This is a genomic window from Halopseudomonas salegens (genome assembly GCF_900105655.1).
Classification (GTDB): domain Bacteria; phylum Pseudomonadota; class Gammaproteobacteria; order Pseudomonadales; family Pseudomonadaceae; genus Halopseudomonas; species Halopseudomonas salegens.
This window is the reverse complement of record NZ_LT629787.1, coordinates 3,639,012-3,651,765: the sequence shown is the minus strand read 5'-3', so window position 1 is coordinate 3,651,765 and position 12,754 is coordinate 3,639,012. Positions and strand designations below refer to the sequence as shown.

The following is a 12,754-nucleotide window of genomic DNA, read 5'->3' as shown; positions in this document are numbered from 1 at the left end:
CGAGCGGTCCGCTTTATGTGAAACAGGCCTCAACTCTGAGGTGACATGATAAACCTGCGCAGCTCATCCTTGTGTTCGTGAGCATCAAGCCAATCCCGGATCTGTACCGCTTTCTCATAATCCACGTCACCAAACTTGTTTCGATACAGAGCCGCCATGGCGTCTCTTGCGCTATCGAGCTTGACTTTATGCTGCCACTGCTCAGTCAGTATTGCGTTCAAACTTCCAGCCAAGCCCTCTGCGACGAGAAGCTCCCACTCGCCTTTATCGAGCCACACCCCGCCGACTCTTGGGCTGTAATCCAGTCTATGCGGACTATCTTTCGATATCCGGAACTTGCTCATAATGCCGCCTGTGACAGGGCACAACAGCGCCTTGCTTGTATCCTCTGAATCAATAGACTCAATATTGTCTGCATTAAACTCAAATTCCGGGTGTCGTTCCTTCCAGGCAATATAGTCCTCGATCAGTATCCAGTTGCCGCCGCAGTGATTACACGTATGACATCTAAACTGAGGCTCCAGGAAACTGGGGATTAGTTTGCCTGCTTTACAAGACGTGCATTTCAATTTTTATTCTCCGTTATTAATGGTTTTCAGCTTATTTGGTTGCGTCCCGAACCAGGGACTCCACCTGCTGCTCCGGCGAGAGCATATCCTCACTGTGCTTTTAAACAGCATGATGACGCTCTTCGAATGCAGTTGAATATTGCTGCCAACTAAGACCGTCAATGGCGCGTGCCGGTTGGATGGCGGTGTTGAGTGCGTTGACGGGTGTCGGGGGGTTGGCAGCGATCTGGCGCAGGACTAACCAGCCGACAACACCGATCAATGCGCTGACCCGCCAGGGGAGTCGAGCGAGTAGGGTAATCAGGTCTTCCAGACCGGAACTGCGTTTGCGTGCCATCCGTGGGCCTTGTTGTATGGTTTATAGGGCATTGAGCCCTTATTCAACTTAGCCCGTTTGCCATTTTGATGCCACTGTTTTGGGCAAAAATGTGCGCTGGGGTTTGATGACTATTCGGCATGAACTATCTGGAATAGCAATGATCAAACACCCTCGGTATAGTCTGCTGATCCCCTGTCAGCGCCCCAGCCCATCCAGCCACACCTGCGGCCGAAGAGCGGACAATCACACGGCCACCTGCCGTTCCCAGGGAACCGGGCCCCAACCAGAGCAGCGAAGCCATGCGTTTACATGAATTCATTTCCGCCAACCTGGAAACCATTCTCAAGGAATGGGAGAACTTTGCCCGCGCCAATCAGCCGAGCGAAGCCAATCTCAAAACCCGTGAGCTGCGCGACCATGCCAGAGCCATGCTGGAGAATATTGCTGGCGTATTGAAAGCGGGCCGTAGCCTGCCGGATCACAGCATAGAGCCGGCAGACAGCCGTGATGACGCCGACTCCGCCGCTGAAGTACATGCTGATGAGCGTCTGGACGCCGGTTTTTCGATCAGTTTGCTGGTCGCCGAGTACCGCTCGCTGCGTGCCAGCGTACTGCGCTTGTGGTTCTCCGATACGACGGTCTTCAGTGCCGAGAATGCCGATGACATTGTCCGCTTCAACGAAGCCCTCGATCACACCCTGACAGAGTCGGTGGCGCGCTATTCCGAGTCCGTACTGGAGAACTCTGACCTTTTTGTCGGCATGCTTGGCCATGACCTGCGTTCGCCCTTGCAAGTCATTGAGTTTGGGGCAGACAAGCTGAAGAAGCTGGAAGATGCCGACGACAAGCCGAACAAGATGGCGCCGGTGGTGAACGGTAGCCTGTATCGCATGAAGATGATGCTGGACAACCTGATGGACTTTACCGAAAGCCGCATTGGCAAGGGCGTGAGGATCAGCATCGGTGAGACGGATGCGGCGGAGATCACCAGAAACCTGGTCGACGAGTTTCGTTCCGTACACGATGATTGCCGGTTTCAGCATCACGCCTACGGGGATTGTACCGGCAACTGGGACGGCCTGCGCGTCGGGCAGATCTGCCAGAACCTGATCGGCAATGCCTTGCAGCATGGCGCCGAGCAGGGCGAGATCAGCGTCACCTGTGAAGGCACCCCTGACGCTGTGGTACTGACCGTGAAGAATGATGGCGAGCCGATTCCGCTTGCCAACCAGAAAGTGATTTTCGAGCTGGCCAACCGCAAGCACTATCAAGCGGGCAACCCGAACAAGAACCTTGGGCTCGGCCTTTATATTGTGCGCGAGCTGGTGAAGGCTCATCACGGCGATATCAGCGTCACGTCCGCGGCTGACACTGGCACCGTTTTCCGGGTCGAATTACCCAAGGCGAGCGCGCTGGCGACCAGGCACCTGGCCAGCCGAATCTAGTCGTTCGGGTCGAAGGCTTTGTGCAGAGCTGCCAGATCAAACTTCTGCATGCCCAGGAAGGCTTGCGTCACGCGTTTCACCCGCTCAGCGTCCGGGCTCAGCAACATACGGGTCAACACCTGCGGATAAGCCTGCCAGGACAGCCCGTACCTGTCTTTCAGCCAGCCGCATTGCTCAGCTTCCGGCACGGCAGAGAGTTGTTGCCAGTAGGCGTCAATCTCATCCTGAGATGAGCAATTCACCAAAAATGACACCGCTTCGTTGAAGGCGAAGTCATGCTGGTGTGCGCTATCCATCGCGGCAAACCACTGCCCTTCGAGAGTGAAGTCGCTGTACATCAGCGTACCTTCCCGGTCCGGCTCCATCCCTGCTGGATAACGCGCCACTTCACCAATCCGGGTGTTATTGAAAACTGACCGGTAAAAACGTGCCGCCTCTTCCGCCTTGCCGCACAGATCGCCAACAAACAGGAGTGAGGGCACGATAAAAGGTCTTTGCGGGGCAGCTTGGCCTGTCAGGCCAAGCTGCCATGACAGGCCAAACCGGTCCTGAATCCAGCCATAGCGCTCACTGAATGGATAGCTATCCAGAGGCATCAATACCTTGCCGCCTTCGGCCAGCTTGTCCCAGGCCAGATCAAGGTTGCTGCGCGCGTCTTTATCCCGCGCCGGGTCAAAATTCACTATGAACGAAACCGACGGGTTGAAGGTAAATAGCGGGCCGGCGCTGATCGCCATAAACACATACCCGGACAACTCAAAAGACACCAGATCACAGTCGCCGCCCGGGGTGTCGTGCAAGGTTGTCGAGCTGGTAACGGAGGAATCCGGGAATACAGAGCAATAGAATTCAGCCGCTTCCCTGGCCTCTTTATCAAACCAGAGATGGGGGACAATTTTTTGTGGTGCAGCAGTCATTGGCAACCTCCTGTATGGGCGACATCAATCCTGGCAGAAATGCCATACAGTGTAGTCGTAGCATGCCAATGAAAATCGACAAGCAAACAGGGCATAACTGCGGCAAGCGTTTTTCTCTAGCCCGGTCAGAGCTTTCGATAAAAGCCTTGTGTTGCAACAGACAACTGTCTGCAAGATGGTCCCGGTGTCTGCCGCAAATGACTGATAACTCACGCAATCACTTCTGCCTGTTTCCCGGCGTCAAGAATTGAGGCTTTGCGCAGAACTAGAGAGTTCCTGTTTGCCTTGTACTGGCCCGTCTTTGCAACATAGTATGCTTGACCAATAGAGCGTCCAGTACTCTGGTACGAATAACTGACAGGGAAGCCGCTAGCCATGAACTACCGCCATTCGCAGTTTTGGCAATTCATTTCTTTTTTTGCGCGCTTGCGCTTCAATTTGATGCTTGCCATCGTCTGCCTGGCGACTGTGGGCAGTATTTCTGCCGCCCCGTCGGACAGCGATAGCGGTTCCCCGCAGACCACCCCGGAAAATACGTCGTTCAACAAAATCGTTAGCCCCGGTCTTACCCCCTGGACCGTCATAAGCCCTGCACCCACTCCAGTCAGTCGCCCGGCCGGGGCTTTTGCAAATGGCCGGTTCTATGTCATTGGCGGCGAGCAGTCCGGTGGCGCTGCCAGCGGCATCGTGCAGATTTACGATCCCCAAACCGATGCGTGGGACGACACCAGTGCCGACCCTATGCCAACGCCGGGCTGGAATCTCTGCGCGGCAACAGTCGACGGGCTGATCTATGTGCCCGGCGGCTATGATGGTGGATCAGCTTTCACCGACCTGCAGATATTGGATCCGGCCACGGGTACCTGGACAACAGCTGTTGCCGATCCGGTGCCGGCACCTGCATTTAACTCGGCTTGTACCGAGCATGATGGCAGACTCTATCTCTTTGGAGGCACCCCTGGTGGGACGAACAATATTACTGACAGCACATGGGTCTTCGACCCACAGCAAAGTGCAGGGAATCGCTGGTCCGCGCTCAGCAGCTCACCTTTCACCCATGCTTATGGCTCGGCAGTTGCCGCGAACAATGGCCTGATTTTCGTAACCGGCTTTCGCAATACGACCCCCGATCTTGATACCGTTGCTGCTTACAACCCGGCAACAGATAGCTGGATTGCCTACCCTGCACTGCAAAATGCCCGTGCTGGAGCGGCGGCCTGGATCCGAGACAATCGTCTCTATGTCGGCGGTGGTGGCTGGAGCAGTTATCTGAACAGCGTGGAAAGATACAACCTGAACCAGGGAACCGCCGGCAGCTGGGAATTTACTGAACCCTTGAATGCTGGCCGACGTACCTTTGCCCACGCTATGGATCCTGTCACTGGCCAGATGTTCGCGGCCGCAGGCTGGGCTGGCGCCTTTCTCGATTCAGCCGAAACCGTTGCCGGCAGGCACGTTCGGCTAAGCCCTATCCCGACCTTGAGTACCTGGACCCTGTTGATGCTGGTGCTTGGTCTGTTCGCGATGGCGGGCTTCCGGCTGCCGAACAGGCATCGCAGCTAAACGACATGACCAATCAGTGCCGGCCCCCGCCGGTGACTGTCCCCCGGGAAACGGAACAAATGCAAGGATATGCACCGTTTTGACACACTGCAGCCGAGTGGATTTTATGTACCACTGCTGTTAAGTTTTATCAGATTGATCAATCTGAAAAGGAATCAACCCATGGATCGGTGTCATTCATCCTTAGCCCTTTCCCGCCTCTTCTGCGTTATTGTTGTTTTGCTGGCCACGTTTTCCGGAAAAGCCTTGGCTCAAGCCGTCAGCTACAGCTATGTTGGCGATACTTACACTAACGCAGATCCCCCGTACACCACAGCGGACAACCTGACAGGCACATTTTCAACCGCTGCGCCGATTCCACCGAATTTTTCTGGTGATGCGACTGCTTTGGTAACGTCACTCAGCTTCGACGACAGTGTGGCCGTAAGAACCCTGGCGGACAGCACATTGTGCCGGTTCGACATCGCCACAGATGCTACTGGTACAATTATTGACTGGGCGTTGCTTATTCGCCAATCCGATACTGGCCCTACAGAAAACCAACACTCCATCGAGACCTACTCTGGCGGCTTATCCATTCCTGACATTGACCAGGCAGGGTTTGATTTCAGTACGGGTAACACCGACTGCTCAGGCATTGCGCTGGGCCCGTTCGCCACAACCCCGGCGGCCGCGTCTGATGCCTGGACTGATACCCGAGCCGACGCCGGTGAAAACATCGCAAGCATACCTACGTTGTCGGCCTGGTCGCTGCTGGCCATGAGCATGATCATGCTGTGCATTGGTGGTTTCTTTGCCAACCGGCGCTCATCTGCAAGCGTTTGAACCTGGCAGCCCCCTGAGCGTCACCCTGCGCTCTTGTTGACAGCCAGCTCGTCGCGTCCTCCTCTGTAACATCAGCTTTACGGAGGAGGCGTACTGGCTACAAGCAGAGCCAACGGGCTTGCTACCGCTGAAACCGGCAAGATATTCCTGTATTTGAGCTCTCATGTTTTGACTGACAGTGCCGATAAGGACTCATTAGTCACTTTTCTGGCCTGGCATGGAGATAGCACCTCCTCCTGACAGACCATCAGACCCTGTAGGGAAGGGAGTTACCAAATGTTCAGCCTGTTCAGAAATATGGGATTTCGCTGGAAGTTGACCTTGCCGCTGCTACTGGTAGCGACGCTGTTTATTGGCCTGGCAGTCACTGCCTTCTGGGCAGTCAACAGCCTTGATTTCAGGCTCTCGCGAATGACCGATGAGCTGCTGCCGCAAAGCGCAACCTTGCTGGAAGCCGACCGGGACATGTATCAAGCCCTCACGGCAGAAAGGGAGCTGCTGGTTGAGAGCGGTGCGCGCGACCGGGCTCAACTGCTCACGGAACACAGCGAAAATTTGCAGCAGGCCATTGATCGGGTCACCGTCTATGCCGACTCAACCCAATCCGCTAAAGGACAACAACTGGGCAGCGACTTCCAGGCCGCTTTCGACACCTGGAAACAGACCACTGACCAGATTGTCAGACTGGCCGGCAGCAATAATGGCGATGAGGCCAGAACGCTGAGTTACGGACGTGGCTACCAGCAGTTTATCCAGGCGCGCGATCTGATTGACCAAATGACCCAACTGGTGGATGAAGAGGCCGCCAGCGAGACAGCGTTGGCTGAAGTCGTCGCCAACAAGAGCGATGCAATCGTGCTAACGGTGGTTGCTGTAGGGCTGCTGCTATGTGCGCTGATCATTGCCTTTTTTCCGGGGCTAATCACCAGACCGCTGCAGGACATTCTCCGCCGTATCCGCGACATGGCCGATGGCGAGGGAGACCTGACCAAACGGATTCATGTCACATCCAGTGATGAACTCGGTCAGGTCGGCATGGCATTGAACCAGTTCCTCGAACAGCTTCAGACCCTGATTCAGCAAGTCACTGACTCCACCCTGCAGGTTGCCTCGGCATCCGAGCAGATGAGCACCATTGCCGCCAACCAGGATCGGCTGGTCAACGAGCAATACCTTACTATTGACCAGGTCAGCACAGCGGCTATCGAAATGAGCGCCGCCATTCATGAAGTGGCCGATAATGCCACCAGTACCGCCGAAGCCGCCAGCGCCGCCGACCGGCAGGGCCATGCAGCTGCCGAAGTGGTGGGACAAACGATGGATGCCCTGCGGCGCCTGGCCGCCGACGTAGAAGAGGCGGCAGGCGTCATCAACAATCTGGAATCCGATAGCGATAATATTGGCGGCGTTCTCAGCGTCATTCAAGCGATTGCGGAACAGACCAATCTGCTGGCATTGAATGCTGCCATTGAAGCTGCGCGCGCCGGTGAGCAGGGCCGCGGCTTTGCGGTAGTGGCAGATGAAGTGCGTGCGCTGGCCGCCCGAACCCAGGACTCCACGCGGGATATCCAGCAGATGATCCAGAGCCTGCAATCCGGCAGTGCCCAGGCCGTCAGCGTCATGCAACGCGGCGCGGCACTGGCAGCGCAAAGCGTCGAGCAGGCTTCAGGTGCCGAGCATTCACTGAATGAAACCGCGCAATCGGTTGTGCGCATCAACGATATGGCAGCACAAATCGCAGCCGCTTGCGAAGAGCAAAGCAAAACGACCGAAGAAATCTCGCGCAATATCAGTGGCGTTCGTGATCTGTCCAATCAGGCCGCACAAAGCTCTGAAGAAAGCCGTCAAGCCAGCGACTCGATGGCTCGTTTGGCATCCGCACTGCAAGACCAGGTCGGCCGCTTCAAGACCTGACAGCCTGGGTTCAGGAGCCTCTGAAAACTACCTGCGTTTGTCAGAGGCTCCCTGTCGCTTGATTGCATCCACGCCTTACCGGCTTTCAATGTCTTTTGCTCTGACAGCCATTACTGTACGTCACGCCAAGGTGCTGGCTAACGCATCAATCACCGCATATAGTCACCACTATGACATCAAATGCCTACCTGCCCCATGACAAACTGATCGACCGGCTGCTCGATGTTGTCTGTGTTGTGGACAAAGACGCTCGCTTTCTCTACGTCAGCGCAGCCAGTGAGCGGGTTTTCGGTTACAGGCCTGAGGAAATGCTCGGGCGTACAACCTTTGAGCTGATGCACCCGGACGATCGTGCCGCGACCCAGGCCATTATTGCGGGTATCAATGCGGGCAGGCCGAATACTGATCATGAGAACCGCTACATTCGCAAAGACGGCAGCGTCGTGCATATCATGTGGTCGACCCAGTGGCTGGAAGCCGAGCAGGTGCGTGTTGGCGTAGCCCGGGATATTACCGAACGCAAACAAGCCGAGGCGGTGCAGGCTGCCTTGTATGCCATTTCCGAGGCGGCGCACTCAGCGCATGATTTGCCGGCCCTGTACCAGTTGGTGCGCGGGGTGATCGGTCGGTTGCTGCCGGCAGACAATTTCCTGGTTGCCCTGTACGACGCAACCAACGATCAACTCAGCTTTCCCTATTTCATCGATCAGTATGATACTGCGCCAGGCCCCATGCCGCTGGCCTCTGCTGCTTTGACTGCCGAGGTTATTCGGTCGGGCGAAGCCCTGTTGCTGACACCTGAAACGGCCGGAGCGGTGCTGGACAGAATTGGGCCCGTTATGGGCAAACATGCCCTCGACTGGCTGGGAGTGCCACTGGTATCCGACAACGTCACCATTGGCGCGCTGGTGCTGCAAAGCTATTCCGAGACGGTACGCTACAGCGAGCGGGACAAGGAGCTGCTGCAGTTTGTCTCCAACCAGGTTGCTGCTGCCATAGGACGGCAGCGTGCTCACTCGCGTCTGGAGTTCCTTGCGCAATACGATCAACTGACCGAGCTACCCAACCGGGCCATGTACCTGAACCGCCTGCAGACGGCGCTGCGCCGGGCACAGCAGGATGCCTTGCAACTGGCAGTGATTTATCTTGATCTGGATAACTTCAAGCAGATCAATGACACCTTTGGACATGCCATCGGCGACCAATTGCTGTGTGAAGTCGGGCTGCGCCTGCGCCAGTGTGTGCGCGAATCGGACACCATTGGCCGCCTGGGCGGTGACGAGTTCGCCATTCTGCTCGATGGCATCAGCAAGCAGGACGCTGCCATCATGGTCGCGGAAAAGATACTTGTCGCCCTGAGCGCCCCTTATCTGCTCGCCGGCGAAACCCTGAACACCGCGCCCAGCCTGGGCATTGCTCTCTTCCCGGACCACGGACAGGACGACATACAACTGGTCCAGCACGCGGATGAAGCCATGTATGTGGCCAAGCGCAGTGGTGGTCGAGGCTTTTTTCTGGCCACAAATGCTTTTGGCCAGGCCGCTACAGGGGAATGATCTGGTCACGCCTGCGGGCTGATGCGGGTAGAGGTCCCACGCCAGACAGTGATTTTCTTGTGTATATTCATTTTAAAGCTTCCTTTTCTTCTGATGACACGTCTAAACTCCACTGTCGAAAAATTAACGATTGAAGGAATACATCAATGAAATGTGCCCTGTTTCTATTTGCCTGCTTCTTTTCTGTAACTGTCTATGCAGCCAACCCCAATCTCGACCCGGTCAACTCGGTGCCAAGCGACAATGCGACAGGCGTTGCTGTCGATGCGGATATCGTACTCGTCTTTGATATCGATGTAGTTAACGACTCTTCTTCTGCACTCATTGAGTTATATGATGACTCAGACAATCTGATTGAAAGCTTCAATGCAAATGGCCCATTTACTTTTGGGGGAAGTAACTCAGGTTCAGGGACGATTTCAAATAATACGATCACACTCAATCCCGGCGCGGATTTCATACTGGGTACCGGATATTACATACTGATCCCGTCAGGTTCGGATATTATTGACCAGGCCACAGGGGACCTGGTAACGCCGGTAACGTCACCCACAACCTACAACTTTACTACCGCCTCGGGCGAAGTAAGCCCCGTACCGACCATGAGCATCTGGGGCATCGGTATGCTTGCAGGCATGATGGGGTTGCTGGGTATGTACCTTCGCCGCAGGCATTAAACGGCGCAGTAACCAGCGGAAGATTTGAATTTACGTTGATACAGGCTGCCCGGGGTTCAGGCAGCCTGCTGCGAGTATCAGAATCGGTGATTATATCGGTACAACACGGCTCTGCCGGCAGGTGAACCCTATTTGGAAAGCTGTCGGGGCCGTCAAATTTCATTATATTGGATAAGCAATATTACAAGCACTTTTGGAACTCAGATCACTCTGTCAACGCAATAAACTTTCAAGCACTTCAACTCTTTCCATGTTCATTCGAATGATGCAGCCGTTTACCGTAGTCACATACGACGGCGCACCTTTCTCGACCTCGAAAGCGTCTACCTTGCAACTTTTATCACGAAACTCGACCCAGGCATTTTGTGCTTCAAGGACCATATCAATGAATTCTTGCCCTAGCATTTGATCAGCGGCATAAACGTGCCTGGCACGTTTTTCAAAGCTCACCAGCTCATCTGAAAGAAGGGTTCGCGATGTCTCTATCGCCTCATGCATACAGTCATCCAGTTCAGCGCTCGCACTTATATCTGCGCAATCGGGCTCTTCAGGCAGAGAGGTAATATCAGGCGAGTGAGCCATGCAAGCGCCAGCAGCGAAAACAAGCATGGCCATGTATAAAAGCTTCATTTGCTCGCCCCTGTATTATTAGATGGCTTGATCTAACCTGTTCCACTCAACCCTGGATTGCTCAGCAGCGGTCCATTTAGCATGGTTCCGCTTGGCTCTGATTTCGTAGTCAGGGTATATATTGTCGAACAATGTTACTTGCTGCGCATGCGCGCCGGAATCATAGCAACAAGTCACAGCAGGGATGTCAGTGCATTGTCAGCAATGGGACGCAGTTCACGGTTTTTCCGGGTTCTTCAGATTTTGTTATGCTGCCAACGCGTTGAAAGACCAGAGCCGCGCGGTATCTGATTGCGCGTGATTGATGCACCTCTTTCGAGCTGTGTATTGCGCCTGACAATAGCGATAACCAGCCAATACAGTCCGGCGTATTCAACAACAGCATCGACATCCGTCTGCGCCGTGGCCAAAACAGCCCGCTTGCCATCTTGATGCCACTATTTTTGGGGCAAGAACCGGCGTGGCATGACATAATTTTTACCAGACCGATGTTCACAGCCGCGACACCTTTCCGTGGGCAGAGCAGAACAACTATTTCAGGACGGGAGCCAGCTGCAGTGCAATATCCTCCGGAACTGGTCGTTACCCTGACCACCCTTGTCGTTGTCGCCGTTACTGTGGTTTTTCACTACGAAGTGATCCAGCTGCTGGATCGCTGGTGTACCCGAAAGGAGCGCCAACCGCATATTGCGTTTAAAAACCGCCCAACCATTCTGGCGGTCATGTTTACCCTGTTGCTGGCACATGTTTTTGAAATCTGGCTGTTCGGGCTGGCTTTCTGGCTGCTGCTGCAGGAAGGCCAGCATGGCGCTATTGTTGGCTACAGTGATATCAACCTGCTCGATTGTGTCTATTTTTCGGCTGCCACCTACACTACCGTTGGTTGGGGTGAAATGTACGCTACCGGCAATATACGCTTTCTCGCCGGCACCGAAGCTCTGCTCGGTTTCATGATCATCACCTGGTCGGCCTCGTTCGGCTACCTGATCATGCAACGTACTTTCGGACGCAATGCGGATTACTGAGTTGGCGCCATGGCTTGTGCCTTTGCGGGCGTTGCGCTAGCCCGGCGTTACCCCTTGTGTTCAGGGCCGGTTTCAAGCCCGGGTTCCGCATTCCCCGCAATCTTGTCCACCACCAGACTACCGACAATATCACCTTCGACGTTCACTGCCGTGCGCACGGTATCCAGCAGGCGGTCGATCGGCAGCAGGATGGCAATGGCTTCGGCGGGCAGGCCAACAGCCTGCAAGACCATCACCATGGTGACCATGCCGGAGCTGGGAATTCCCGGAGCGCCGGTGGAGGCGATCATCGCGGTGAAGAACACCACCATTTGCTGGGCGAAGGTCAGTTCGATGCCGACCAGGTTGGCGACAAAGAGCGCGGCAGCGGCTTCGTACAGTGCGGTGCCGTCCATGTTCATGGTCGCCCCCAACGGCAACACGAACCCGGCGACACTGCGTCTGACCTTGAGATTGTGTTCGGCACAACGCAGGGAGATGGGCAGTGTGGCGGCACTGGAGCTGGTGGCGAAAGCGGTAATCAAGGCTTCACGGGAACCGCGCCAGAACCACAGCGGCGACTTGCCGGTAACGGTATAAAGAATACCCGGCAACACCACCACACCATGCAGCAGCGTGGTCGCAAACACCAATACAACAAAGCCCAGCATGGTTATCAGCAGGGCAGCATCCTGCTCGGCCACCAGCCCGATCAACAGCGCCAGAATACCGAACGGGGCCAGGCGCATGATCCAGCCAACCATCTGCAACAGCAGCTCGAGGAACTCCTGAAACACGGTAAGGATGGAGCGGTAGCGCTCACCCCCGGCGACCAGTGCGATGCCCATAAACAGGGCAAAGACCACCACCGCCAGAATGCTGCCATCGGCCAGCGCGGCAAAAGGGTTCTGGAACAGGTTGGCAAAGAAATGCAGGAAAAACTCCGGCACGCTCAGTTGCCGCGCCTCGAATTGCTCCATGGCATCGGCAAACAGACTGACCGACAGCCCGGCGCCAGGCTTGAAGATATTCGCCGCCAGCAGGGCCACACCCATGGCCAGCGACAAGGTGATGACAAAATAGGTCAGCGTTGCCATCCAGACCCGATTGACCTGATGGTGGGCCTGCAGGTTGGCGACGCCCACCACAATGGAGGTAAACACCAGCGGGATCAGGATCATGCGCAGCATGCCGACAAACACGCTACCAACCAGACTACTGGCGTAGAGCACGCCCTCGCGCAGCCCCGCCTCAACCGGCAGGCCCCCGACCAGCCAGCCAATCAGCACGCCCAGGCAGGCTGCAATCAGTATCTGTTTATTCAGGCTGGGCATG

General features: G+C 55.5%; 12 protein-coding genes. 7 read left to right on the top strand and 5 right to left on the bottom strand.

Annotated features, from left to right (window positions below; all coding sequences use genetic code 11):
* Nucleotides 1-29 precede the first annotated feature (29 nt).
* Both BLU07_RS16870 and BLU07_RS16865 read right to left on the bottom strand, forming a co-directional pair.
* The gene (locus BLU07_RS16870; RefSeq protein WP_092389228.1) at nucleotides 30-569 is read right to left on the bottom strand and encodes a zf-TFIIB domain-containing protein; all 540 of its coding nucleotides are present in this window, start codon (nucleotides 567-569) and stop codon (nucleotides 30-32) included.
* Nucleotides 570-669: 100 nt separating this feature from the next.
* Complete coding sequence (locus tag BLU07_RS16865; protein WP_092389226.1) at nucleotides 670-906, bottom strand: hypothetical protein; 237 nt, start codon at nucleotides 904-906, stop codon at nucleotides 670-672.
* 281 nt (nucleotides 907-1,187) lie between these two features.
* Here BLU07_RS16865 and BLU07_RS16860 point away from each other — a divergent pair, with 281 nt between their 5' ends.
* Nucleotides 1,188-2,333, top strand: coding sequence for a sensor histidine kinase (locus tag BLU07_RS16860; RefSeq protein WP_092389224.1), 1,146 nt, complete (start codon nucleotides 1,188-1,190; stop codon nucleotides 2,331-2,333).
* Here the strand turns inward: BLU07_RS16860 and BLU07_RS16855 are convergent.
* Nucleotides 2,330-3,250 (bottom strand): VOC family protein, encoded by a 921-nt coding sequence (locus BLU07_RS16855; protein WP_092389222.1) that lies wholly within the window; start codon nucleotides 3,248-3,250, stop codon nucleotides 2,330-2,332. The two genes, BLU07_RS16860 and BLU07_RS16855, sit on opposite strands and share 4 nt — an antisense overlap.
* A 375-nt stretch (nucleotides 3,251-3,625) precedes the next feature.
* Here BLU07_RS16855 and BLU07_RS16850 point away from each other — a divergent pair, with 375 nt between their 5' ends.
* The 5 genes from BLU07_RS16850 to BLU07_RS16830 all read left to right on the top strand — a co-directional run bounded on the left by BLU07_RS16850 (nucleotide 3,626) and on the right by BLU07_RS16830 (nucleotide 9,785).
* Nucleotides 3,626-4,813, top strand: a complete 1,188-nt coding sequence (locus BLU07_RS16850; RefSeq protein WP_092389220.1) for a Kelch repeat-containing protein — start codon at nucleotides 3,626-3,628, stop codon at nucleotides 4,811-4,813.
* A gap of 69 nt (nucleotides 4,814-4,882) precedes the next feature.
* Nucleotides 4,883-5,638, top strand: a complete 756-nt coding sequence (locus BLU07_RS16845) for an IPTL-CTERM sorting domain-containing protein (RefSeq protein ID WP_092389218.1) — start codon at nucleotides 4,883-4,885, stop codon at nucleotides 5,636-5,638.
* A 276-nt stretch (nucleotides 5,639-5,914) separates the two neighbouring features.
* A complete protein-coding gene (locus BLU07_RS16840) occupies nucleotides 5,915-7,552 on the top strand; it encodes a methyl-accepting chemotaxis protein (RefSeq protein ID WP_092389216.1) in 1,638 nt (545 codons plus the stop codon).
* 170 nt (nucleotides 7,553-7,722) lie between these two features.
* Nucleotides 7,723-9,108, top strand: a complete 1,386-nt coding sequence (locus tag BLU07_RS16835) for a GGDEF domain-containing protein (protein ID WP_092389214.1) — start codon at nucleotides 7,723-7,725, stop codon at nucleotides 9,106-9,108.
* Nucleotides 9,109-9,254: 146 nt separating this feature from the next.
* Nucleotides 9,255-9,785, top strand: coding sequence for an IPTL-CTERM sorting domain-containing protein (locus BLU07_RS16830; protein WP_092389972.1), 531 nt, complete (start codon nucleotides 9,255-9,257; stop codon nucleotides 9,783-9,785).
* A 213-nt stretch (nucleotides 9,786-9,998) separates the two neighbouring features.
* On the opposite strand, the gene BLU07_RS16825 is transcribed toward BLU07_RS16830, so the two are convergent.
* Complete coding sequence (locus BLU07_RS16825) at nucleotides 9,999-10,415, bottom strand: lysozyme inhibitor LprI family protein (protein WP_092389212.1); 417 nt, start codon at nucleotides 10,413-10,415, stop codon at nucleotides 9,999-10,001.
* Nucleotides 10,416-10,972: 557 nt separating this feature from the next.
* Here BLU07_RS16825 and BLU07_RS16820 point away from each other — a divergent pair.
* On the top strand, nucleotides 10,973-11,440 hold the full coding sequence (locus BLU07_RS16820; protein WP_157719241.1) for an ion channel: 468 nt from the start codon (nucleotides 10,973-10,975) through the stop codon (nucleotides 11,438-11,440).
* A 47-nt stretch (nucleotides 11,441-11,487) separates the two neighbouring features.
* Here the strand turns inward: BLU07_RS16820 and BLU07_RS16815 are convergent, their stop codons facing one another.
* A complete protein-coding gene (locus tag BLU07_RS16815) occupies nucleotides 11,488-12,753 on the bottom strand; it encodes a dicarboxylate/amino acid:cation symporter (protein WP_092389208.1) in 1,266 nt (421 codons plus the stop codon).
* Nucleotide 12,754: the final 1 nt, after the last annotated feature.